18 protein-coding genes are annotated in these 24012 nt (G+C 41.8%); 15 read left to right on the top strand and 3 right to left on the bottom strand.

Features of this window, described 5'->3' with window-relative positions; genetic code table 11:
• Positions 1-8 precede the first annotated feature (8 nt).
• Both hemW and AAFF35_RS27185 read right to left on the bottom strand, forming a co-directional pair.
• Complete coding sequence (hemW, locus tag AAFF35_RS27190) at positions 9-1151, bottom strand: radical SAM family heme chaperone HemW (RefSeq protein WP_342329615.1); 1143 nt, start codon at positions 1149-1151, stop codon at positions 9-11.
• 20 nt (positions 1152-1171) lie between these two features.
• Complete coding sequence (locus tag AAFF35_RS27185; RefSeq protein ID WP_342329614.1) at positions 1172-1795, bottom strand: class I SAM-dependent methyltransferase; 624 nt, start codon at positions 1793-1795, stop codon at positions 1172-1174.
• 327 nt (positions 1796-2122) lie between these two features.
• Here AAFF35_RS27185 and AAFF35_RS27180 point away from each other — a divergent pair, with 327 nt between their 5' ends.
• The 15 genes from AAFF35_RS27180 to gldN all read left to right on the top strand — a co-directional run bounded on the left by AAFF35_RS27180 (position 2123) and on the right by gldN (position 22138).
• Positions 2123-2689 (top strand): RNA polymerase sigma-70 factor, encoded by a 567-nt coding sequence (locus tag AAFF35_RS27180; RefSeq protein WP_342329613.1) that lies wholly within the window; start codon positions 2123-2125, stop codon positions 2687-2689.
• Between the two features lie 89 nt (positions 2690-2778).
• Positions 2779-3909, top strand: a complete 1131-nt coding sequence (locus AAFF35_RS27175; RefSeq protein ID WP_342329612.1) for a FecR domain-containing protein — start codon at positions 2779-2781, stop codon at positions 3907-3909.
• Between the two features lie 159 nt (positions 3910-4068).
• Positions 4069-7416: a SusC/RagA family TonB-linked outer membrane protein gene (locus tag AAFF35_RS27170; protein WP_342329611.1), complete on the top strand. Its 3348-nt coding sequence runs from the start codon at positions 4069-4071 to the stop codon at positions 7414-7416.
• 8 nt (positions 7417-7424) lie between these two features.
• A complete protein-coding gene (locus tag AAFF35_RS27165; protein ID WP_342329610.1) occupies positions 7425-8846 on the top strand; it encodes a RagB/SusD family nutrient uptake outer membrane protein in 1422 nt (473 codons plus the stop codon).
• Between the two features lie 16 nt (positions 8847-8862).
• Positions 8863-9636: a DUF4843 domain-containing protein gene (locus AAFF35_RS27160; RefSeq protein ID WP_342329609.1), complete on the top strand. Its 774-nt coding sequence runs from the start codon at positions 8863-8865 to the stop codon at positions 9634-9636.
• Positions 9637-9664: 28 nt separating this feature from the next.
• Positions 9665-11194 (top strand): PKD-like family lipoprotein, encoded by a 1530-nt coding sequence (locus tag AAFF35_RS27155; RefSeq protein WP_342329608.1) that lies wholly within the window; start codon positions 9665-9667, stop codon positions 11192-11194.
• Positions 11195-11245: 51 nt separating this feature from the next.
• Positions 11246-12628: a TlpA disulfide reductase family protein gene (locus tag AAFF35_RS27150; protein ID WP_342329607.1), complete on the top strand. Its 1383-nt coding sequence runs from the start codon at positions 11246-11248 to the stop codon at positions 12626-12628.
• A gap of 129 nt (positions 12629-12757) precedes the next feature.
• Positions 12758-13960, top strand: a complete 1203-nt coding sequence (locus AAFF35_RS27145) for a retropepsin-like aspartic protease (RefSeq protein WP_342329606.1) — start codon at positions 12758-12760, stop codon at positions 13958-13960.
• A 40-nt stretch (positions 13961-14000) separates the two neighbouring features.
• A complete protein-coding gene (locus tag AAFF35_RS27140; RefSeq protein ID WP_342329605.1) occupies positions 14001-15143 on the top strand; it encodes a thioredoxin fold domain-containing protein in 1143 nt (380 codons plus the stop codon).
• 321 nt (positions 15144-15464) lie between these two features.
• The gene (locus tag AAFF35_RS27135) at positions 15465-16448 is read left to right on the top strand and encodes a DUF4271 domain-containing protein (RefSeq protein WP_342329604.1); all 984 of its coding nucleotides are present in this window, start codon (positions 15465-15467) and stop codon (positions 16446-16448) included.
• Positions 16449-16465: 17 nt separating this feature from the next.
• A complete protein-coding gene (locus AAFF35_RS27130; RefSeq protein WP_074613005.1) occupies positions 16466-17236 on the top strand; it encodes a uroporphyrinogen-III synthase in 771 nt (256 codons plus the stop codon).
• Between the two features lie 225 nt (positions 17237-17461).
• Positions 17462-18817: an SUMF1/EgtB/PvdO family nonheme iron enzyme gene (locus AAFF35_RS27125; RefSeq protein ID WP_342333379.1), complete on the top strand. Its 1356-nt coding sequence runs from the start codon at positions 17462-17464 to the stop codon at positions 18815-18817.
• A 36-nt stretch (positions 18818-18853) separates the two neighbouring features.
• On the top strand, positions 18854-19669 hold the full coding sequence (gene gldL / locus AAFF35_RS27120; protein WP_342329603.1) for a gliding motility protein GldL: 816 nt from the start codon (positions 18854-18856) through the stop codon (positions 19667-19669).
• A 43-nt stretch (positions 19670-19712) separates the two neighbouring features.
• Positions 19713-21251: a gliding motility protein GldM gene (gene gldM / locus AAFF35_RS27115; RefSeq protein WP_342329602.1), complete on the top strand. Its 1539-nt coding sequence runs from the start codon at positions 19713-19715 to the stop codon at positions 21249-21251.
• A gap of 8 nt (positions 21252-21259) precedes the next feature.
• Positions 21260-22138: a gliding motility protein GldN gene (gene gldN, locus AAFF35_RS27110; RefSeq protein WP_342329601.1), complete on the top strand. Its 879-nt coding sequence runs from the start codon at positions 21260-21262 to the stop codon at positions 22136-22138.
• A gap of 53 nt (positions 22139-22191) precedes the next feature.
• Here gldN and uvrC read toward each other — a convergent pair whose 3' ends face one another.
• Positions 22192-23997, bottom strand: a complete 1806-nt coding sequence (gene uvrC, locus AAFF35_RS27105) for an excinuclease ABC subunit UvrC (RefSeq protein WP_342329600.1) — start codon at positions 23995-23997, stop codon at positions 22192-22194.
• Positions 23998-24012 lie beyond the last annotated feature (15 nt).

Here is a 24012-nt window from a genome sequence, read left to right as displayed (position 1 = left end):
TGCGATCATTAATGGTGGTCTTCCGGGATTAGAAACAATTCAGAGGCAATATGGTCTGCAAAAAGTTTCCCATCCAGGGTCAAAGTTAGGTGTTCCTTTTCATTCATCAGCCATTTCTGCTCTATAAAAGGTTTGATGCTTTTGAGGGTGTCATGGAGAAATACCTTGCCAAAGTCGGCCTCAATTTTATGTAAACTGCTTCCCCACATGGTTCTCAGGGAAGTCATCATGTATTCATTGAACCGGTCGTAAAGATCGAGCGTTTCTATGGTTTCCGGTAAACGGCCCTCCCTGATGTCGCTCAGGTAGGCGGCGTTATTTGCGATGTTCAGGTAGCGTGTTTCTCCGTCAAAACCATGGGCAGAGGGGCCGATTCCAATATAAGGGATGCCCCGCCAGTAATTGGTGTTATGAACAGCGTATTTGCCGGGTTTACTGTAATTCGAAATCTCGTAATGCTCAAAACCTGCTTTTCCAAGCTGCTCAATTAAAGAGATGAACTGGTCTGCGCTTTGTTCGTCATTTACCGGAACCTGTTTGCCTCTTTTTATGGCATGGGCCAGGGCTGTGCGAGGTTCCACCGTTAAAGAATAGGCAGAGATATGTGGCGTTTCAAATTCAATGGCTTTATTGATATTGCTCAGCCATTTCTGGTCGGTCAGTAAAGGATAGCCATAAATCAGATCGATGCTTAAATTCTCAAATCCTGCATCCTGACTTCTTTTGATGCAATTTTCCGCTTCGCCGGAATTGTGCGCGCGATTCATCCAGATCAGGTCTTCATCAAAGAAAGATTGGATTCCAATGCTGAAACGGTTGACCGGCAATTGCCTTAACTCTTTGATTTTCTTAGCGTCCAGGTCGTCAGGATTGGCTTCAATAGTGATCTCCGCCTCTGAAGCGACAGAAAAATGCTTTGTTATGGTATTGAATATTTTTTCAAATGCTGCAGAAGGCAATACAGAAGGTGTTCCTCCACCAAAGTAAATACTGCCTACCTGATGGTCTGCAATTCTATCTTTTTTCCTGATAATTTCTGTGCAAATGGCCTCCGTCATTTCATCAACATACTTTAAAGAAGTGCTGAAATGGAAATCGCAATAGGTGCAGGCTTTTTTGCAGAATGGAATGTGGATGTAGATACCGGACATGGGGGCAAAGATAAGTGCAATTATACAGTTTTGAATGCCGGCGTATATTTTGCCATCCAAACCGTCGCATTTCCGCAGTCCGGATCATCTGTTTGATGTTTTAACAGGGTAAAATGATGGTCTGTTAAAAGTTTTTGGTATTCTTCAGTACTTAATGAACCATGAAATAGATTTTCTCCACCAATTTGTCCCCAGGCTTCGCCGTGTACGGTTCCGGAAGTGAAAAGTAAAATTCCACCAGGATTGAGGTGCTTTTGGAATTTGGCAAACATTGCCGGTTGATCTTCTGCAGGCAGGTGAAAAAAGCTATGCCAGGCAATAATTGCGTCGAACCTTTTATTTAAGGAGAGTTCCCGCATATCTGCCTGGATAAATGGGGTAGAAGGGAAGTTTTTCCTTGCTATGGAGAGTATTTTGGAGCTCGCATCAAGGCCGGTAATGTTTAATTTCCGACTTAAGAAATAACCCAGAATGGGAATTCCTGTTCCGCAACCAAGATCTAAAATACAGGAATCATCATTGAGATGACTGATGACTTCATCCAGATAGTTTTTTTCCATTAAACCTTTATCCCGGTTTTCAGCAAACCAATCTGCTACTTTATCGTAAACCTCGAAGGTATTTTTTCGGAAATCTTTTTCCATAGGAGATCGATATCAAAGATTCAAGCTAAAGTAAGCAATTTCCGTTATGCGATCATAACCTCGCTGATGATCTTATATCGGGGCTTTAAATCGGATATCCGCCGTTTACGCTAATCAAGTTGGTCATCCCTTATAAATTTTATATCCGCAACACCAGGTTTTTGAAGGGGAAGGGTTTTATTTTTATCGATTTAATGCTACTTTTGAAATTCACAAAATTTTATTTGGTTAGGCAGATAAATCAATTATGACACAGATAATTGACTGGTTTTTTGTGCAATTAATTAAATCTGTTTTTTAAAGTTCAATTTATAGCGGGGGGCGAAAATGTTGACTTACAGTTTACTCTCAGATTTAGAATTAACTGCACTCCTGAGAGAGGGGGATGCTGCCGCCTATACAGTGGTTTACAACCGTTATTTTAACGAACTCTATATCCATGCCTATAGCAGATTAAGGGATAAAGAAGAAGCGCAGGACGTGATCCACGAATTATTTGCTTCAATTTGGAATAAGCGGGCGGACCTGGTCTTAAAGTCGAGCTTACCGGCCTATCTCTACACAGCAGTACGCAATAGAATTCTCGACGTGATTGCACATCAGCAGGTCGAATCTAAGTATGTCAGCTCTTTACAGCATTTTCTGGAAGAAGGATATTGTGTGACTGATCATCAGGTCCGCGAGCGGCAACTTGCTGCGCTGATTGAAAAAGGAATTTCAGAACTACCTCCCAAAATGAGGGAGGTTTTTGAGCTAAGCAGAAAACAGGCGATGAGCCATAAGGAGATCGCAGAACAATTAAACTTATCGGAGCAAACGGTAAGAACACAGGTTAAGAACGCATTGAGAATTTTACGTTTAAAGCTTGGATTGATGCTTTTTGTGAGTGTGTAATGTCAGGGTTAAAAAAATATTAATTTCTTCTACCCCATCCCCCCATATTTTCCCGTCTATCATTAAAAGGGGGTATTCCCTTTCAACTTATGCAAAATAAAGAAGCGAAAGCATTACTGGCCAAATACAAACAACGGAATTGCTCGGAAGAGGAGATTGCCTTACTGGAGAGCTGGTATCTTAATTATAAAGACGAAATGTCTGATTTAAGCCCCGAAGAATTAACCAGGGCAAAGACGGAGGTCTGGGCGGGCTTACCCGTACATCAGCGTCAGGGGAAAACCATCCGTTTATGGTCCCGGATTGCGGCTGCGGCGGCTATCATTCTTTGCGTTGCAGCAGGCTGGTGGTTCTTCCAAACGAATCAGCATGTAAAGCCGTTGACCAGTAGAGAGATGGCTGCAAAGATATTACCCGGTGGAAATAAGGCCGTCCTGACTCTGGCTGATGGATCTGAAATTTCCCTCACTGATGTGGCAAATGGAAAACTGGCCAGTCAGCAGGGAATAGTGATTACCAAGAATAAAGATGGTCAGTTGGAATATCGAATAGATCCGGCAGCAGGAGTGGCAGCAGGCGAGCTGCGTTTCAATACCATCAGTACACCTGCCGGCGGTCAATACCAGGTAATCTTGCCTGATGGAACCAAGGTCTGGCTAAATGCAGGATCTTCTTTGAAATATCCAACCGTTTTTGCCGGTCAGGAGCGAAGAGTGATCCTGAAGGGAGAAGGATATTTTGAAGTCACACATGATCAGTCCAGGCCATTTAGAGTCCAGTCCAATGATCAGACCGTGGAGGTGCTGGGGACTCATTTTAACATCAGCGCTTACGAAAATGACGGGGATGTGAAAACAACGCTGATTACTGGTAAAGTGCAGGTGAAAACGCAACATAGCAATGTTTCGGCGATACTTAAGCCAGGCGAGCAATCCACATTGGAAAATAACGCTTTAAAAGTAGCAGAAGTGATGACTGAAGATGTGATTGCCTGGAAGAACAATTCTTTTGTTTTTAACAACGAAAAGCTGGGCAGCATTATGCGTAAAATAGCAAGGTGGTATGATGTCGAAGTGATCTGTCCGCCAGACCTGGCCGAATCGGTTTTTGTAGGCTCGGGATCAAGAGATAAAAGCCTGGACTGGACCCTTGACAAGCTGGAGCTCACTGGAACAATTCATTTTAAAGTAGAAGGAAGGAGGGTTACCGTAATGCCATAAACTTCTACTTCCCACACCCTTTTCCGGAACAATAATTAGAGCCAGGAGCGGTTGCAACGCCCCTGGTCTGTGTACTCTTTTTGGAGTAACTGTTCGGGTCAGGATGTTAAATAAATCGACTTATAAACATTGGAACCTAAACCCAAACTAAACAAATGTATGAATTTTTACAGGACATTTAAATATGGCGAATCCCGCCCTGTTTATGCCAGGATACTATTGAAATTGAAGCTGACTTTTATAATCTTGACCACTGTGATTCTGCAGGTTAGCGCAACCGGCTATGCCCAGATTACACTTAAAGAAAAGGATGCCCCACTGGGGCAAATCATACAGAAAATAAGAAGGCAGACTGGCTATGACTTCTTTTATAATGCAGGAATGCTCCTTAAAGCAAAACCTGTCACCCTCAACGTGATCAATGCCACGGTACCGGAGGTCCTCGACCTTTGTTTTAAAGACCAGTCTTTTACCTATAGGATTGAACAGAAAACAATTGTGATCCAGTACGTAGAACCACGGATGCTCCAAACCAGGGCAATGGTCGTTTCGGGAAGGGTCCTTGATGAAACGGATCGGCCTATTCCCGGTGCATCCATCACAATTAAGAACGCACGTGCCGGAAATACCGTCAGCAATGGAAATGGGGAGTTTAAGATCATCGTTCCCTCGGATAAAAGTATCCTGATCTTTTCTTATGTAGGATATAAGACACAGGAAATTAAGCTTAAATCAGATCAGGGACCATTGCTGATTCGCATGGAAATTGCAGAGAACAACATGAAAGATGTGGTCATTACCGGTACAGGGATTACCAGAAACAAGAATACTTTCACTGGTGCTACAGCCACTTTTTCGGGCGAACAGCTGAAAGCTGTGGGAAATCAGAACATTATCCAGGGACTGAGAGCTTTAGATCCTTCTTTTATTCAGCTGGAAAATAATAAGTTCGGCTCCAATCCCAATGTCCTTCCAAACCTGGAAATCCGCGGTAAAACAAGTATTTCCTCCACACTTCAGGATCAGTTTGCTTCAGATCCAAATCAGCCACTATTTATCTTAGATGGATTTGAAACCTCCTTGAGAACTATCGTGGACCTGAACATGAACAGGGTTGCTTCTGTCGTTATTCTGAAAGATGCTGCCTCCACTGCGATGTATGGCTCAAAAGCCTCAAATGGAGTAGTGGTTATTGAAACTGTGAAGCCGAGACCGGGGCAGATGCGTATAAATTATAGCTCAGACCTGAATGTCGAGATTCCCGATTTAACAGGCTATAACATGATGAATGCGGAGGAAAAGCTTGAGTTTGAACGTTTGTCAGGGAGATATATATACTATCTTGGAGCGGATGGCTCTCCGAATTTTCAGCTGGATTTAGATTCTATGTATGCCGTTCGGCTGGCAGAAGTAAAGAGGGGAGTAAACACGTATTGGCTCAACGAGCCGGTACGTACGGGATTCTCTCAACGGCATTCTTTTTATGCGGATGGAGGAGATCAGGCATTGCGATATGGAGTAGGGCTGACCTATAAAAAAACAACAGGGGCAATGAAAGGTTCCGGCAGAGAGGATTGGGCAGGAAACGTGGACCTGACCTATCGCAAGGGAAAATTCAATCTCTCGAATCAGATTTACATCAATGGTTATACAGGACAGGAATCCCCTTATGGCTCATTTGCTGATTTTGTCAATGCGAATCCATATTACAGAAAGAGTACCTCGAAGTATCTGGAGCAAAGTAAAGACAATGTCGGAAGATTATATAATGTGGAGAATCCATTATATAATGCCGGACTCAATAATGTCAACAGCACCAAAAATTTTGCAATTCAGAATAACCTCCAGCTGAATCTGGACCTGACCCGGGAACTGATGCTGCGGGGAGCAGTACAGGTACAGAAAGCCATCACTACAAACTTGAATTTTCTTTCTCCTTTGCATACCGACTTTGACGACAGCAGCATTTTTGAACGGGGCTCTTACAAAAACAGCAGGACAGATAACTTCAGTTATAACGCTAATCTGATGCTAACCTATGGAAAAGTGTTTGCAGGTGCTCATGCTTTAACAGCCAACCTGCGTGCGGATATCAGAGAGAATGACAATCAGAATTTAACCTTTCAGGCGGTAGGCTTCCCTTCTTCAAGTAATGGGAATCCCAGTTTTGCCTATAGTTATAAACCGGATTCCAGGCCTGCTTCGGTGGTAGGTAAAACCCGGACGAATTCCATTCTGGCCTCAGCCAATTATGCTTACAAAGCGCGCTACCTGGCAGATGCATCTTTCAGGTATGACGGTTCCACAGCCTTTGGTTCCAACAAAAAATATTCTCCTTATTATAGTGGCGGTTTGGGCTGGAACATCCATAATGAAGCCTTTATGAAGCCAATAACCTGGATTAATACTTTTCGGTTGATTGCCAATATCGGAATCACCGGGAATCAGAATTTTGCCAGTACTTCTTCGATTTCTACCTATGGTTATGATTCTTATATCAACATATATGGCCAGGGAGTAACCTTAAATTCTTTGGGTAATCCGAACCTGAAATGGCAGAACTCTGTGCAGACCAATCTTGGAATGGATCTGGTCATGTTCGGTAATAAGCTCAGCTTTAATGTCAACGCTTATCAAAAAAGAACGGATCCATTGGTCGTGGCTATTGATCTTCCATCTTCTACCGGAATTAGCTCTTTCCCGATTAATGCAGGTCTTTTAAATACCAAGGGGTTGGAAGCAACAGTAAAGTTTTCTCCTATTTACAAACCGGATCAACGTGTGGTCTGGACTTTGGGGTATACCGGCTCTGTCTATAAAAGCAAATATGACGGATTCAATAACCGGTTGGCTTCTTTGAATACCAAACAGCTGACCAATAAAACTTTGCAGCGCTTTAAAGATGGATATAGTCCTGATGACATCTGGGCGGTTCCTTCTCTGGGGATTGATCCAACCACAGGTATGGAGGTTTTCCTTAGAAAAGATGGCCAATCTACCTTCAGGTATGATGCCAATGATATCGTCCGGGTGGGAAATGCACAACCGACCATTGAAGGCGTATTCAGCAATAACCTGAGCTATAAAGGTTTTACTTTCGGGATGAGCATCCGTTACATCCTCGGCCGCGATATTTTTAATACCGCATTGTATGAGAAGGTAGAAAACATCTCTGCTCAGGGATTGGCAAATAACCAGGACCGGCGCGCATTATACGACCGTTGGAAACAACCTGGTGATGTGACACAATTTAAATCAATTGCTTTGACCAGCAAACAGGAAATGTCTTCGCGTTTTGTACAGAAGGAAAATATGCTGAGTGCTGAATCTGTGAATTTTGGTTACAATTTCCTACAGAATAAATGGTTAAAGCAGGTTGGACTTTCCTCCCTTCGCCTCAACGCTTATATGAATGATATTTTTCGGATCTCCAGCGTAAAAAGAGAAAGAGGAATAGAATATCCCTTCGCAAGGTCTGTTTCCTTTAGTTTAAATGCCACTTTTTAATTATGATTATGAAAAGATTAGCTAAAAATATATATATCGTCATCGGCTTAAGCTCGCTTATGCTATTGGGCTCCTGTAAAAAGTGGCTTGACGTACAACCTGAAGATAAGTTCACCGAGAAGCAAATTTTTGCGACACCTCAGGGAATTTCAGATGCCCTGAACGGAATCTATCTGGACATGGGTAAATCCAAGCTTTATGGTGCAACCCTAACGGGTACGATCCTTGATATATTGGCACAACGTTATAATGTGAGTGCACTTCATACCCTCACCAAATACCAAACCTATACCTATGATGATAAAGATGTAAAGGCGAGGCTCGACAACATCTGGACCAACGCTTATATCAATGTTGTGAATGCAAATAAATTCATTAAAAACCTGGATGTCTATCCCGGCGTGCTCGATGCCCAGACAGATTCTTTGTTTCGGGGAGAAGCCTATGCTTTAAGGGCTTTTTTACAATTTGATCTTTTACGGATGTATGGCCCGGTGTATAGCACCGCAGACTCGCTGAAGACTGCGATCCCTTATTATACAGCAGCGGGAATAGATGTAAACCCAATTCTGCCTGCAAACGAAGTGATGCAGAAGGTCATCACGGATCTTAAAAAAGCAGAAAGTTTATTGCTTGCGGATCCGATCAGAACAAAGGGAATTGTAAAATCCTCTGATAAAAATTATCTGACCTACCGCAACTATCGCATGAATTATTTTGCAGTTAAAGGCCTTCAGGCGCGTGCATATTTGTATCGTGGAGATAAAATTTCAGCGGCAGCGGCGGCTAAAGAAGTGATTGATCATACCACAAAATTTCCCTGGATTACCTCTGGAAATATCCTGTCTGATAAATCAAATCCTGATCGGGTATTCTCTACCGAAATTCTTTTTGGCCTGCAAAGCTTAGACCTGTACGATAACTACAGGGCTTTTTTCGCACCTGATTTGCAGGATAAGGACGTGCTTGCACCCCTGGATAGCCGTCTGAAAGCCACATTCGAAAACAATGAAAATGACTATCGCTATAATCCAAACTGGATGCTGACGGGGATTGGAGGAAAAGGCTACAAAACGTTTTTTAAGTATGCGGACATCAATGATAAAAAATTGATCTATCGCCTTACAGTTCCCCTGATCAGGCTAAGTGAAGTCTATTATATTGCTGCAGAAAGCGAACAGAATGTCGCTTATCTGAACACTGTACGTAACAATAGAGGCTTATTGAACTTGCCTGGAACGGCATCACTGACCACCGAGTTGCAGAAAGAGTATCAGAAAGAATTCTTTGGCGAAGGTCAGCTTTGGTATTATTATAAGAGAAGAAACCTGAGTCCTATTCCAAATCCTTTGGTGGCGAGTGGAAACATTACAATGAACGCGACTAAGTATGTCTTCCCCTTACCGCTGTCCGAACTCACTCCCCGTTAATTTAATCCAGACCATCATGAAAAAATATATATACATCGTTATTGCACTGGTAGCTATAGGAGGCCTGTTCAGTGCATGTAAGAAAGACCTGAAAACTTTTGAAGCAGAAACAGGGATCTACTTTTTGCCTTCTGTCTTTGCCTGGGAAAAAAAGCCGGTCGGAGATAGTACGATTATTTCCTTTTCCTATGCTAAAAGTACGTTGAAAGACTCTGTCATTCTGATTCCGGTAATGATCACCGGGCAGACTTCTACAAAAGATAAAGACTTTAAGTTGAGCATTGACCCGGCATCTACTGCAGTCCCCGATACACATTATGAGATCCTGACTAAAAATTTTGCGATCCCTGCAAACGGGCAAACTGCTATTGTCAGTATAAAGCTGCACCGTACCGAAGACATGTTAACTAAAGATTATGTACTGATCCTGAACCTGGAGGGTAATGAGAATTTTAAAACACCCATGGTCGATCGCGTTCTGGATGCTGCAACGGGTCGAAAAATCAGTTACATCAAGTACAAAATCCATCTTAATGATATCTTAAAAAAGCCAGCTGCATGGCTTGATTATTACCTGGGGCCATTCAGCCGAAAAAAGCTGTTTCTTTTGGCAGAGACGGCAGAAATTAAAAATATAGGTGACCTCGACAATACTAGCCTGACCTCTATTTCTAAAATTGTGTTCTATGGCACTTTCATGCAACGCTACCTGAATGAGATGAAAGCCTCAGGAAAAACCATATACGAAGAGGATGGAAAAGAAATGAGAATGGGAGATGCAGTTCAGTAATTCTTTAAACTAAAATTTTGATCAAAAGATGTTAAACTATAGATATTTTAAACAGGCATTACTCTTTGTGATGCTGTTTGTCAGCTTTTCCTGTAGAAAGGACCTCGGTAATTACAATTATGAAGAGATCAACGCTGTTGATTTTGGAGGAATGGAAAAAGCTTATAATGCCCTGCTTGGCGAAAAATTTAAGGTCAGCCCGGTGCTGAAATTTACGAAAGATGATACCAATGATGAACAGGCTTATTCTTATCAGTGGTTCGCCATGAAAAACGGGGAGTCATTGAATTCGGAAATAAGAAAAGAGTTGGCAACGACGCGTAACCTGGACATAGTGGTCAAAATTCCTTCCGGTATTTATGACGTTTACTATATCGTGACCGATAAAAAAACAGGTGTTGCGTATCGGACTTCCTTCAAACTAACGGTGCAAACAAATATCTATGAAGGTTGGATGGTATTAAACGATGTAAATGGTGCCGCGAGGTTGGACATGGTCTCAAAGGTTAATGAGGTGTATACCCCGGTAACTGATGTCCTGACTTCGACAGGTTCCGAACTGACGCTAAAAGGGAAGCCTCTGGATGTTCATTGCTATCAATTTAGCTTCAGTAATTATGGTATTTATCTTTCTACGGATAAAGGAACCAATAGGGTCGATCCCGAGACTTTTAAATGGAAGAATACCCTTAATATTAAATACGAGATGGTCGCTAATGTTCCGGACGATTTTCATGCTGATTTTATGGCTTCAACGGAGCATCCTCAGGGAGCCGGAACTTCCTATATGTTTTCTGCCGGAAACGTCTATTACTATTATTACGTATACCAGATCAATTATGGGGTACCCATTAACCTGGTTAAAGAAGAGGCTGTTCCATTTAAAGCAGCACCCTTTATTGCCAGATCACTCTCCAGTGCAAGCCTGATGCCCAATGCTGTGCTGTTTGATGTGGATAAAAAGAGGTTTGTCAGACACATTAACAATGAGTCTACCTGTACTACGATGCCTACGATGGACAATGCATTGTTTGACTATAATAACGTTGGAAAAGACCTTGTTTACATGGAGTATTCTCCTTTTAACGGAGGAGATGTATTTGCCATTCTAAAAGGAGGAGATGGTAAAATCTTTCTCGCCCGGTTTAACCTGGTTACCGCAATCCAAACTTATTACGCGGAAATCACAGGAGCAGAAATTGGTAACGCAGAAAAATTTGCCATTAATCCAACATATGGTTACCTGTTTTACAATGCGGGAGGCAAAGTGTATGAGTATGATATGTCTTTAAAGACCAGTAAGCTGATGATCGATAAAGGAGCGGAAAAAATAAGCTTGCTTAAGTTTCAAAAATTCACAAAAGCAGGAAGTTCCCGCCCGTATTATGAAAGCAGACAAAATCAGTTGATGGTTTGCTCCTATGATGCTGCATTACCCGCGGAGCGTAATGGGAAAATGGAGCTTTACACTGTTCCTTCGCTAAACGGCGACCTTACTCTGGGGGAAAGTTACTCCGGCTTTGGTAAAATCGTTAGCGTAAGCTACAGAGAACGTTAACCTTTATCCGGCAATTGTATTTACACACACACAAATCTAAAATTATAAACAATGAACCTAAAAAGAATAAGTAGCGCAGCAATCCTGTCGCTATTCATCAGTGCCGCATCGGCACAAATGCCGGTTGAAGTGACCGGGCTATTAAAAAGAGAGAAAATTACACCCGTTAAGCTGTTTAAAGTAACAGAGGGTAAAACGGTAGAAATCGCCACTTCGGTGCCTGAAGGGAAGGGTAAATTCGGATTCCTCTTCTATCCGGAATATGAAGGATTGTATGTGATCGGAACCGGATCTGCAATCGCCGCGAATGACAATTATAAGTTTTATTTTAAGGGCGGGGAGCAATTGTCTCTTTCCATTCTGGAATCAGGTTATGAACTGACCGGTAAACTAAATTCCAGGGAAAATACCCTGTTAACCCAATGGCATGACCTTGTTTTTCCATTGGAACAGAAGGCGGTTAATTTTATGAAAGTGCAGAGTACCTTTGTCGATTTCTTCCCTCAACTGGAAGATATCGCTGCGAAATCCAAATCTTTTTTAAAAGGAAAGTCCACTGGAAATGCAAAGTTTGACCAACAGATGAAAGCCTACATGGCCTTTGATATGGCTTTTTACGCAGCTAATTTTATAAATACCCCACGCTCAGCACATCCTTCACTGGAAGAATGGAGCCCTTATTACAGTACACTTAAAGCGCAGGATTTTTCTACGAATGCAAGCACATTGTATCGCAATCCATGGGGGAAACGGATGCTTTCGTCTCTTGTTATGATCAATTTAAGACAACAAAATGTAAAATTTGAGGGCGGTCTGGCAGGCCTCAAAAATTCCCTTGTCTATTTGCCCAATGATACTTTAAAAGGTGATGCGGTTCTGGATCATGCAGAGCGGTATAAAAGTTATAACGACTATAAAGAGCTGATCGATACTTATGGCAAATATGTGATCACCAAAAGTCAGAAGAAAAGAAACATGGATATCCTTGCACCTTTGGCTTTATTGAAGCCTGGTGATGCCGCTTTCAAATTCTCCTACCCTGATAAAGAGGGGAAAACAGTGACAATGGATGATTTAAAAGGGAAGGTTGTTTTGGTAGATGTCTGGGCAACCTGGTGTGGGCCATGTAAGGCAGAAATCCCTCATTTGAAAAAGCTGGAAGAGGAAATGAAAGGTACAGATGTGTCTATCGTCAGCATCTCTGTAGATGAAGCTAAAGACAAGGATAAATGGCTTAAAATGATCGCTGATGATCATTTGGGAGGTACTCAGTTGTTTGCCTCAGGTTGGGGAGATCTTGCTCAGTATTATAAGATCACCGGAATTCCGCGTTTTATGGTCTTCGACAGACAAGGTAAAATCGTGACGGTTGATTCGCCAAGACCTTCCAGTCCGGAGCTCAAAGCTTTATTAGAAAAAACATTGGCAAAATAGTTTTTTTTCAAGGTATTAACACAGCGCGCTGCTATCTTAAATTTCCATGAAGCCATCATAAGTAGGCCGCTTACAAACAGTAATGAGCATGCTTATGATAGCTTCATAACCGATAAAAAGTATATTCTGATGAAAAATAAATATAAATTATGCCTCCTCTTGATGTTGCTGGCATTGTTGCCGGATCAGTATGTCCGGGCTCAGCAGCAAATGGCTTCAACATCGACATTGAAAGTCAAAATTCCTTTTGAAACTGACAATGGCGCAATTATTCTAAAGGTTAAAATTAATGGAAGTCAGCGGCCGCTGAGGTTATTATTTGATACCGGAGCAGATGGGATGGCCCTGAGTCAGGATCTGGCCGATTCGATTGGTTTAAAGGTCTCGGGAAAGCAAAAAGCATCGGTAGTAGGAGGGAGCATGGACATTGCAGTTTCGGAGGGAAATGTGGTACAGCTGGATTCATTTGAACTGCCGGATCAGCGCATTGCGATCTTCAAAGAACTGCATAAAGGGACGGATGGAATTATCGGTAATATCATTGCCAGAAGGTATGTCACAAAGGTTGACTTCGATAAAAAGGAACTTTCTTTATATGATTTTGAAGGTTATGAATATGAAGAGAAAGGAACGGTTGTTCCGATAACCATTCCTTCCGGATTGTTCATTATTCCCGGTACTTTAAGCATTGCTGCGGGGCAGGCGCATCGTGCAGAATTTGTCTTTGATACAGGTGCGGCATATCAGCTGATTTGTTTTCGTCCATTTGTTAAAAAGAACCGACTGTTGGTGAGCGGATTTAAGCCGGAATATCACGGCAGTACCAGTAGTATGGGCGTTACTACACCGACTTTTAGTGGTAAAGCCGCTTCTTTTTCTTTCTCGAATATGCCGGTGATTAAAGAGATGCCGGTTACGCTAATGGCTGGAGGCGGGCAAAGCGAAGACTGGAATCCGGGATTTGACGGCTCCATAGGCGCAAGGTTAATCAGCAGGTATAATTTTACGATCAATTTGAAGAAGAAAGAAATTCACCTTGTCGCAAATAAGAGCTATGATTATCCGCATGACTTTGCCATTGGAGGATATCTTTTTGGTTTTGATGGCGAGGGGGCACTAGTGGTACAAGGATTAACCGCTATGGGAAATCCTGACCTGAAGCTGAAACAAGGAGCCCGGTTAAAATCTCTGAATGGGCTGTCCGCTCAGCAATTGTTAAAAGACCGAAAGCAACTGGATAAACTTCTGGCAATGCCTGGGGGGACAAATTATGTGATCGAATCTGTTCATAACGGGCAGGTGTTTAAAGATACCATTACGAAACAATTATAATTTTTAGCGCGCTGTTACTTCATCTTAAATGGATTCAATTATGAAAATATATAAAATATGCGGATTGTTATTGCTGATTATAGCGAGCATCCGGCTGAGTGCCCAGGAAAATCAATTTGTGAAAACGGACTCCTGGGAAGCCTTATTTGCAAAAGCAAAAAAGGAAAATAAACTGGTATTTGTCGATAGTTATTTTGTCGGCTGTCACCCTTGTAAAGAAATGGATGATGAAGTATTTCCACTTCCGGAGGTCATGAAATTTATGAAGGACAACTTTGTGAGTGTAAAAATTGATTTTATGGTAGAAGAGCTGGGGAAAGCATTACAATTGAAATATGCGGTTACAGGTTTTCCGACTTTCCTCATTTTAAATGAGAAAGGACAGCTGATTTCCAGGTTCTCCGGATATCAGGAAGCAGATGTATTTCAGAAATTGTTGAGAGAATCTATCCTGAAATCTAAAAAAGGAGAGGTGTTGGGAGGATTTAGCCCTTCAATTCAGGTGGCACACCCTGATTTTTATACGGCCATGTTCAAAGCACGTCAACCGATGAAAGCAGAAGCCCTTGTTGCTTATCTGGACCAAACTAAGGATGCATCGCTGGAGCCTGCTGCAATTCCATTTTTAGTCAGCAGAAGCCTCAATAAAAAATGGGACGATTATTTTCTTGTAAACTATGCCTCATTTGAAGATAAGTATGGTAAGGAGCTGATCTGGGGAAAACGGAATGCCATTATGAATGCGAGATTGAAAGCGTTGGGCAATGCCCGGAATGATGACCGCTTTAATGCTTTTCTGACGGAAATCAGGCCACTTTTTTCTGATAAAGACTGGGCATATGCAAAGATGGATATGGCCGAGGCCTATTATTACAGCATTCACAAGGACCATAAAACATTTTTCAGGTATGCTGCGGAGCATTACAATGATGACGACAATAAAATCCGTTACCTGTCCATGTATCTGAACGGCCCCACAGTGGATGCTGAGGAAAAAGAGCTGTTTGTAAAATGGATGGAAAAGGTGGTTAATATGGATGCTTCTTATTCCGTTCTTGCTGCTGCTACGAGATTGATGGTAGAGCAAAATGATAAAGAAGCAGCGAAGAAGTATGCAGAATGGGGATCGATAAAAGCCAGGTTGTTAAAAAAGGACGGGGCTCATTTCCGGAATGTGCTTTAAATTTATCGCATGTATAAAACCTGTCCATACAATGTTGGAAACTGCTTCGGATGAACCCCGGATAGAACAGGGATAGAACAGGGATAGAACACGGATAGAACAGGGACAAAATCCGGGTTTCATCTGTATTTGATCCGCGCTTAATTCTACCTGTATTCCTTTTTTTTCCGAAGTAGTTTCTGGCTTGTCCTTTCTGACCTCAGCCTTTGGCGCTGAGTTTTTTTTTGTGATAAAAAGGATAATTTTTCTGTCATTAAAAGGGAATTTAGGGAAGTAAAAACCTTTTCAGAATTAATACAATAAAAAACTAAATTTGCAGCAATGAATTTAAACCGCATCATCCTGCTGCTCCTGGTTATTTTTGTTGCAGGCCTTCATGAAGGGTATGCCCAGGTTCCGCCTGTTCCGGTGGATACCTTGCCGGCACGATCGGTTTATCCTAGGAAAATAGTGAAGGATGCGGCGTATTATGCCAGAAAACAGTATGTAACAGATTCCATCATGACGCATACCTGGATTCTGCCTGATTCGCTGATCAATAAGAACATCATCATAGACAGCATCCTGAAAGCAAATGTTTCCAGACGTACCAACCTCTTTAACCGGTATCAGGAAATCGGAACGATAAAAAAGATCAGCCCTTTCCGGACAGGGAAACCAGTACCCAAAGGAGACATCTGGATTCTTGGGGTTTTGGCGGTATTACTGGCGATATTTTCGGCCCTCAGGATCTCCTTTTCCAAGCAATTGCAAAGCATCATTCAATCGTTCTTTAGTAACCGGATTTTGAATAACCTGAATAAGGAAGATAACCTGTTTACCTCCTGGCCTTTTCTCCTTTTATTTGTGCAGTTTGGTTTTACATTGGGGATGTTTTTTTACCTGGTTTCCCAGTATTATCATGTCACTTTTTCGAGCAGCGGATTCCAGTTTTATGTAAGTATTTCGATACTTATAGTGGTCTTATATGTCTTTAAAATTATCATTTTACGGATGTTGGGCTATCTTTTTGATGTGCAGAAAGCCGTAAATGAGTATGTTTCCATATTATATTTAAGTTACTTTAATCTTTCTCTGGTATTCATTCCGCTGGTAATTGCTTTTGCCTTATCTCCTTTAAGGTATGGACCTTACTATGTGGCAGCTTCTTTTGTACTTCTTGCAATTATTTTTACTTTCCAGTTTATCCGCGCAGGAATTAATATTTTATCTCATTATAGATTTTCTAAAGTCTATTTATTTCTGTACTTTTGTGCCCTCGAAATTTGCCCTATATTAATATTAATCAAGGCAATAGGATTTTAAAGCGGTAATTAGGTAAAATGCAAGAAAAGACAGAAGATAGGTTGCGTAAGGTTAAAAGTATATTAATCACCTTACCAAAACCAGAAACAGAGAAGTCTCCTTATTTTGATTTGGCAAAGAAGTACAACCTGAAAATTGATTTTAGATCATTCATTCATGTTGAAGGAGTTCCAGCCAGAGACTTCAGAAAGGACAAAATCACACTGGGTGATTTTACTGCAGTAGTGTTCACCAGCAGAAATGCAGTAGATCATTTCTTCAGAATTTGCGAAGAAATGAGATATGAGGTTCCTGCTGACCTGAAATATTTCTGTATTTCAGAGTCTACCGCCCTGTATTTACAAAAATACATCCAGTACAGAAAACGTAAAATCTTCTTTGGCAAGCAAACTGCAGCCGACCTGGCTGAAGTGTTGAAAAAGCATGCCAATGAGAAATTCCTATACCCATGCTCTGATATGGCAACGGAAGATACCATGAATTTCCTTCAAAAAAATGGATACGACTTTACACCAGCGGTATTGTTCAGAACAGTAGTGTCTGACCTTTCAGATCTGGCAGAAGTTTTCTATGACGTGATCGGATTTTTCAGTCCTTCCAGCATCCAGTCATTGTTTACCAATTTTCCTGATTTTAAACAAAACAACACCCGTATCGCTGCTTTTGGTGTAAATACTCATAAGGCGGTAACGGATGCAGGACTAATGGTAGATATCGCAGCTCCTTCACCGGAAGCGCCGTCTATGATCATGGCTATTGAGAATTACATCAAAAAATCAAACAAATAGTATTAGCTTATATTTTTTGTAGCTTACAGTTTTTATTTTGCATATTTTTTTCGGAGGTTAGTACTTTTTAATTTTTAGTAGAAAGTACTTTCGGACAGGGGATTGATATAGACGAATGAACGGATAACTTTGTTCATTATTGCTTTTAGTCGCATTTTTATAGTCTAATAGTTGTTTATGTGAATCTTAATCTATAAAATTGCTATAAAATTGTCTGACTATATGATGAGAAATATCTACTTTTTTGGATTTATTGCTACAATACTATTGGCCAGCTGCGGAAAAGGCGGACAGGGAGAATTGGTTGGAGTATACAATAAGAAGTTCAAAAACAACCGGGTTCCTTTAGGAATGGTATATGTACCTCCCGGACGGACACTGATCGGAATGTCTGACGAAGACATTAACAACTCTCAAAGCTCTCCAAGCCGAATGACCTCATTTAGCGCTTTCTTCATGGACCAGACGGAGATTTCCAACGCAGAATACAGGCAATTTGTAAACTGGGTAAGAGATTCTGTGGCCATTACCTCATTAGGACCCAGTGGTGCTGCCGCCTATTATAAGCAAGCGCCTACCGGACAGCCGACCTCCGTTTCCGAACGTTATATCGACTGGAAGAAAGTTGGAAACGGTTCTAACCTGTGGAGCACCAAATCAGGTGGTCTTGGTGCTAAACTGACCGATATGTACTATAGCGGAGCAGATGCCTTACCAGGTAGAAATGAAATTGATGTAAGAAAGCTGAAATATGCTTACAGCTATAAAAGTTCTGATCTGGCTGCCGAAGGCAGAAATGACCCTACCAAGAAAAGACAGGATTTTATCCTCACTTATACAGACCTTCCTGACCCTGCCAAATCAAATCAGTTTCCTTCGGTAAACGTTTACCCGGATACCCTGGTTTGGAAAGTCGATTATTCTTACTCACAGAATGATCCAATGGTCAAAACTTATTTTAATCACCCTTCTTACGACGATTATCCTGTGGTTGGTGTAACCTGGGAACAAGCCACTGCTTTTTGTGTATGGCGCACCCGTTTCTACGAATCCGTTGCGGTATCGAGAAAACAACCATTGAATTCAAGACCTGAATATCAGCTGCCAAGTGATGCGCAGTTTGAATATGCAGCAAGAGGTGGTAATGTGAAAACAAAATATCCATGGGGCGGCCCTTATGTGCGCAATACCAAAGGATGTATGCAAGCTAATTTTAAAGTCGGACGTGGAAATTATTCTGACGATGGCGGTTTATATACCGTAAACGTGAAGTCTTATTTCCCGAATGATTACGGATTATACAATATGGCTGGTAACGTAGCAGAATGGACGGTTACTGCTTACAATCAATCAGCAGCGCCTTTATTGCTGGATTTTAACCCCAACTTTACTTACGTGGCAAAAGCTTCAGACAGCAAATACCTGAAACGTAAAGTAGTTAGAGGAGGGTCATGGAAAGACATCGGATTCTTCCTTCAAAACTCTGTAGGTACTTATGAATATCAGGATCAGGCGAGGTCATACATTGGCTTCAGGTGTATTTCTGCTTATCCGGGTTCCGACATCAAGAATAGAAACTAAAAACAACACATAGCACCTCTTCATCCTTAAAAGAAAATGGCAGCAGCAAAACGTAAATTCGATAAGATGCACCTGGCGATATCGCTTGGTGCCAGCGTAGTAATTCTTGGAGCGCTCTTTAAAATCCTTCACTTAGGTGGGGTTTGGGGCAATTACATGATCGGAATTGGATTAGGCGTAGAAGCAATTTTATTTGCTTTAACCGGTTTTATTCAGCCTGAACCGGAACCAGAGTGGGAAAGGGTATACCCGGAATTAAGAGCTGATTACGATGGGGAATTACCTACATCATCAGCAAGAGCTGCTGTTCAGCCAGCTGCGTCCTTTTCTTCTACTGCTGCCCTTGATAAAATGTTGGCAGATGCCAAAGTTGGACCCGAACTGATCGAAAGTCTGGGTACAGGACTACGTACCTTTGGAGATAAAGTCGCTGCAATTTCTAATGTAGCGGATGCTTCAACAGCAACAAACGAATTTACAAGCAAGCTGAAAACTGCTTCTGCAAGTTTCGATTCTTTAAACGGAGCGTTCTCTAAAGCAACAGCTCAACTGGTCGAAATTGGAGAAAGTACAGGTGCTTCTCAGGCTTATCACTCACAAGTGAATGCCCTTGCGAAAAACCTTTCTGCTTTAAATGCAGTCTACGAACTGGAATTACAGGATTCAAGTGCGCATCTTAAATCAATGAATAAGTTCTATCAGAACCTTTCCCTGACGATGAATAACTTCAATGAGTCTATGGAAGATTCTAAACAGTTTAAAGATGAAGTGGGCAAACTTGCTAAAAATCTATCGTCATTAAATGCGATCTATGGCAACATGTTGTCTGCCATGAATCAGCCACGCGTATAAGCATATTTAATTAGTTATCATTTAATCATAGACCTAATTAATAATGGCCGGAGGAAAACAAACGACAAGGCAGAAGATGATCAATATCATGTATTTGGTATTGTTAGCTATGCTTGCTTTAAACGTATCAGATACTATCCTTAATGCTTTTAAGAACATCAACGACAGCTTGGTGACTTCAAAAACAAATGTCAATCTCAGCATTGAACAGTTGTTTGCAGCATTTCAGAATACAAAACTTAAAGATGAACCTGGAAGGGCACAGCCGATCTGGGAAAGTGCCAATAAGGCGAAAGCTTATGCTGATGAGCTGAACAATTATATCCAGAAGCTGAAAGACCAGTTTGCGGTTGCCGGAAAAGGAATCGACCCGGAAACAGGCGATTTAACCGAGCGCTCTAATATGGACATTGCTCAGGGAATTATGATCAATCAGAAAGAAGGCGATAAATTGCAGGTAAAAATCAATGAAACCCGCGAAAAACTAATCGCTTTACTTAAGCCGGAAGATCGTAAAGGAATTACCTTTTCATTGGAAGCTAAGAATGCCGAGAAAGCTGTAAATGGCAAGAAAAACTGGGCAGACATCAACTTCGGCGAAGGAACGCCGCTAACTGCTGCAAATACGATTCTGACGAAACTTCAGTCTGACGTAAAAAATGCAGAGGCAGAAATCGTAAAGAAATTATTCGGGAATATGGACAAGGCACTGGTTAACCTGGATCAGTTTGATGCAGTTGCCGTGGCACCAAGTTCTTATGTGATTCAGGGACAGCCTTATACCGCTCAGGTATTTTTAACGGCAAGTGATTCCCGTTCCAGTCCTGAGATTTCTGTAAACTCAAACCCACTGTCTGTGAAAGATGGTAAAGGGGTGTATACCGGAGGTACCGGGAGTGTAGGGGTCTTTAAATGGGTTGGAACGATCCGTGTAAAACAAACCGATGGTAAAGTGATGGAGTATAAAACTCCTGAACAGACTTATCAGGTTGCTAAACCTTCTGCAACAGTATCCCCAGATAAAATGAACGTGATTTATGCAGGGATTCCGAATCCTTTTTCTGTATCAGCAGCAGGCTTTCCTCTGGAGAGTGTGAAAGCGAGTATGGATGGTGGAACGATCTCTGGCGGAAATGGTAAATACACGGTCAACGTAGCAGGTAGCCAGGTTGGCAAAGAATTAAACATCAATGTTTCGGCATCAAGTGGCGGAAAGACTTTAAACCTGGGTTCGCAAAGGTTCAGAGTGAAAGCTTTACCAACACCTAAAGCATTGGTAAAAGGTAAATCAGGTGGTAGTGTGGATCTGGAATGGCTGGAAAGTGCCGGTCTGATGGATACTCAACTGGATGATTTCGTTTTTGATGTGAAATACAGAGTGATCAGATTCTCGGCAACATTTATCAATCCGAGATCCGATGCGGTGACGATACAGAATAGTGGTGGTGGATTTAGTGGCCAGGTAAAAGGGGCCTTGAACTCGATCAAGCCAGGAGCAACGGTGATCTTTAAAGACATTGTGTGTGAAGGGCCTGATGGCCGTCAGAAGGTTTTAGACGGCATCACATTTAGTGCAAAATAGGAGGGAACATGAAAAATATTTTAAGTATTGCGTTATTACTGTTATTAGGATTCGGAGCTTCTGCACAGGATAGCATCCCTCCTGCAGTAAAACCCTTGAAAAAAACAAAGATAAAAACGCCGCCCAAAGATGGCTTTTCGGCCAGAAAAGATGTGGATAGTGCCGTAATGGTTCCTTATGCAGATGTTAGGGAAGAGGATGTGTACTATTCAAAACGTGTTTGGCGTGAAATAGATCTTAGAGATACCATTAACTCCGTTCTGAAAGCTGAAAATGCGAAACTGATCGATGTGCTGATGGAAGCAATTACCAATGAAGAGCTCACTGCTTACTCCTCGAAAGACACCGTTGCCGGAAAAATTCTGGAAGACAACGATTCCTTTAAAATTGCTTTAACGGCACAACAAGCGCTTCAGAATATGCGCGGCGTAACAGAAGGAACTCCTGATGCCACTACCGGAAAGATCGCAGAGCCTACCTTGAAAAAGTTAAGATCGGATGAATTCCAAAAATACAGAATCAAAGAAGACTGGATTCTGGATACCAAACGCTCTATTTTTGAACCCAGAATCGTCGGTCTTGCACCAATGAAAATGGTGGAAGGAAACTGGCAGCCGGTATTTTGGATCTATTATGATGATGCCAGAGAATTGCTAACCAAGAAAAAGCTGATGAATCCGGGTAATGATGCTTCGGTTCTGACCTTTGATGATTTCTTTGTAAGACGTTTGTTCTCAAGCTATATCGTGAAGGAAACAAATCCAGGCAATAAGAACATTACAGATATGCTGGGCTTAACAGATCCTAAAGATCCGAGGAAATTATACGAATCAGAGAAGATTAAGAAATCTATCGCAGATTTTGAACAAAGCCTTTGGGAATACTAATTTCCAAAATCATATACAAAAAAACCGGTCTTCTGTTAGAGGACCGGTTTTTTTTATGCTTTATCTTTATTGAAATAATTCGTTAAAGCGAGGAGTTGTGCTTTATTGAGTACGGTTTGTAATTCTGATTCTTTAGCTTCCGCAATCTTTTTCACGGATTTGAAATGACGGAGCAGCTTGTCGGCGGTCGTCTTCCCAATGCCTTCTATTTGCTCCAGTTCCGTTTTTAACGTACCCTGGTCTCTTTTCTTGCGGTGGAAGGTGATACCGAAGCGGTGGGCTTCATCCCGAAGTTGCTGGATGATTTTCAGGGTCTCCGACTTTTTGTCGAGGTAGAGCGGATAGGGATCTCCGGGGAAGAACAATTCTTCCAGCCGCTTCGCGATTCCGATCACGGCGACTTTCTTGTCTATCCCCAGTTTTTTTAAGCTCGTCATTGCAGAGGATAGCTGGCCTTTACCACCATCAATGATGATAAGTTGAGGCAAGGTCCCCTCTTCCTCCAACATGCGCTTATATCGCCTTAAAACGGCCTCTTCCATCGTCGCAAAATCGTTGGGACCTTCCACTGTTTTCACATTAAAATGCCGGTAGTCCTTTTTGGAAGGCTTGGCATCTTTGAACACAACAATTGCCGAAACAGGATACTTGCCCTGGAAGTTGGAGTTGTCAAAACATTCGATATGTTTAGGCAGCTGGGTTAAACTCAGGTCCTTTTGCATTTGCGTTAAAATGCGGTCCGTTCTTAAATCCGGATTCAGCTTTTCATACTGGTTCAGTTTTTCCTTCTTAAAAAACAAAACGTTTTTCTGAGATAGTTCCAGCAGGTTTTTCTTTTCCCCAAGTTTGGGAACGGTAAACCGGATGTTTTTATCTTCAAGTATGATTTCAAAGGGAACAACGATCTCCTTGGAGGTGCTGTTAAATTTCGTCCTGAATTCTGTGATGGCAATTGTTAACAGCTCTTCATCAGTCTCGTCCAGTCGTTTTTTGATCTCGATGGTTTGGGTTTGAATGATGCTGCCATTCATGATCTTCAGGTAATTTACAAAAGCATAACGTTCATCGGAAGCAATACTCACGACATCAATATTGGTGATGGCGCTGCTCACGACCGTAGATTTACTTTGATATTTCTCCAGGACGACCAGTTTTCTCTGGTATTGATGCGCGTATTCAAAGTTGAGTTCTGCCGCTGCGTCCTTAATGATCTGTTTTACATCTTTGATGACATTCCCGATCTTTCCGTTCAGGATGTCTTTTATTTCTTCAATATTTCTGTTGTATTCTTCCTCAGCCTGGTAAGCCTGACAAGGGCCTTTACAGTTCCCGATCTGGTATTCCAGGCAGACTTTAAATTTGCCGGCACTGATATTTTTCTCCGTGAGGGGCAGATTACAGGTTCGTAGGGTATACGTTTCTTTAATCAGGTCCAGAATGGTGTGCATCATGCCCACCGAAGCATAGGGGCCAAAATAAGTAGAACCATCTTTTACCCTGTTTCTCGTCCAGAATACCCTTGGAAAAGGTTCTTTTTTAATGATAATCCATGGATAGGTCTTATCATCTTTCAGCATGATGTTGTATCGGGGCTGATGCTTTTTGATCAGGCTGTTTTCCAGCAGCCAGGCATCAATCTCCGTATCCACAATGGTGAAGGTGATCTTCCTGATCTTGGAAACCAGGACCTTGGTCTTGCCATTCAGCTGTTTGTCCTGATTGAAATAAGAACCAACCCTATTTCTCAGGTCTTTGGCTTTGCCGATATATATCAGGGTATCTTCTATATCCCAATACTGGTAAACACCAGGCTTATGCGGAATATCGGCCAATACCTTTTTATAATCAAAAGCACTCATGGGAATTTGTTAAAA

The organism is Pedobacter sp. FW305-3-2-15-E-R2A2 (assembly GCF_038446955.1).
Classification (GTDB): domain Bacteria; phylum Bacteroidota; class Bacteroidia; order Sphingobacteriales; family Sphingobacteriaceae; genus Pedobacter.
The sequence above is the reverse complement of the archived record's forward strand: the minus strand, read 5'-3'. Positions and strand labels throughout refer to the sequence as shown.

What these genes read in the sequence shown, in the direction of transcription:
- hemW (WP_342329615.1), bottom strand. Translation starts at nt 1,151, where the DNA reads ATGTCCGGTATCTACATCCACATTCCATTCTGCAAAAAAGCCTGCACC.
- AAFF35_RS27185 (WP_342329614.1), bottom strand. Translation starts at nt 1,795, where the DNA reads ATGGAAAAAGATTTCCGAAAAAATACCTTCGAGGTTTACGATAAAGTA.
- AAFF35_RS27180 (WP_342329613.1), top strand. Translation starts at nt 2,123, where the DNA reads ATGTTGACTTACAGTTTACTCTCAGATTTAGAATTAACTGCACTCCTG.
- AAFF35_RS27175 (WP_342329612.1), top strand. Translation starts at nt 2,779, where the DNA reads ATGCAAAATAAAGAAGCGAAAGCATTACTGGCCAAATACAAACAACGG.
- AAFF35_RS27170 (WP_342329611.1), top strand. Translation starts at nt 4,069, where the DNA reads ATGAATTTTTACAGGACATTTAAATATGGCGAATCCCGCCCTGTTTAT.
- AAFF35_RS27165 (WP_342329610.1), top strand. Translation starts at nt 7,425, where the DNA reads ATGAAAAGATTAGCTAAAAATATATATATCGTCATCGGCTTAAGCTCG.
- AAFF35_RS27160 (WP_342329609.1), top strand. Translation starts at nt 8,863, where the DNA reads ATGAAAAAATATATATACATCGTTATTGCACTGGTAGCTATAGGAGGC.
- AAFF35_RS27155 (WP_342329608.1), top strand. Translation starts at nt 9,665, where the DNA reads ATGTTAAACTATAGATATTTTAAACAGGCATTACTCTTTGTGATGCTG.
- AAFF35_RS27150 (WP_342329607.1), top strand. Translation starts at nt 11,246, where the DNA reads ATGAACCTAAAAAGAATAAGTAGCGCAGCAATCCTGTCGCTATTCATC.
- AAFF35_RS27145 (WP_342329606.1), top strand. Translation starts at nt 12,758, where the DNA reads ATGAAAAATAAATATAAATTATGCCTCCTCTTGATGTTGCTGGCATTG.
- AAFF35_RS27140 (WP_342329605.1), top strand. Translation starts at nt 14,001, where the DNA reads ATGAAAATATATAAAATATGCGGATTGTTATTGCTGATTATAGCGAGC.
- AAFF35_RS27135 (WP_342329604.1), top strand. Translation starts at nt 15,465, where the DNA reads ATGAATTTAAACCGCATCATCCTGCTGCTCCTGGTTATTTTTGTTGCA.
- AAFF35_RS27130 (WP_074613005.1), top strand. Translation starts at nt 16,466, where the DNA reads ATGCAAGAAAAGACAGAAGATAGGTTGCGTAAGGTTAAAAGTATATTA.
- AAFF35_RS27125 (WP_342333379.1), top strand. Translation starts at nt 17,462, where the DNA reads ATGAGAAATATCTACTTTTTTGGATTTATTGCTACAATACTATTGGCC.
- gldL (WP_342329603.1), top strand. Translation starts at nt 18,854, where the DNA reads ATGGCAGCAGCAAAACGTAAATTCGATAAGATGCACCTGGCGATATCG.
- gldM (WP_342329602.1), top strand. Translation starts at nt 19,713, where the DNA reads ATGGCCGGAGGAAAACAAACGACAAGGCAGAAGATGATCAATATCATG.
- gldN (WP_342329601.1), top strand. Translation starts at nt 21,260, where the DNA reads ATGAAAAATATTTTAAGTATTGCGTTATTACTGTTATTAGGATTCGGA.
- uvrC (WP_342329600.1), bottom strand. Translation starts at nt 23,997, where the DNA reads ATGAGTGCTTTTGATTATAAAAAGGTATTGGCCGATATTCCGCATAAG.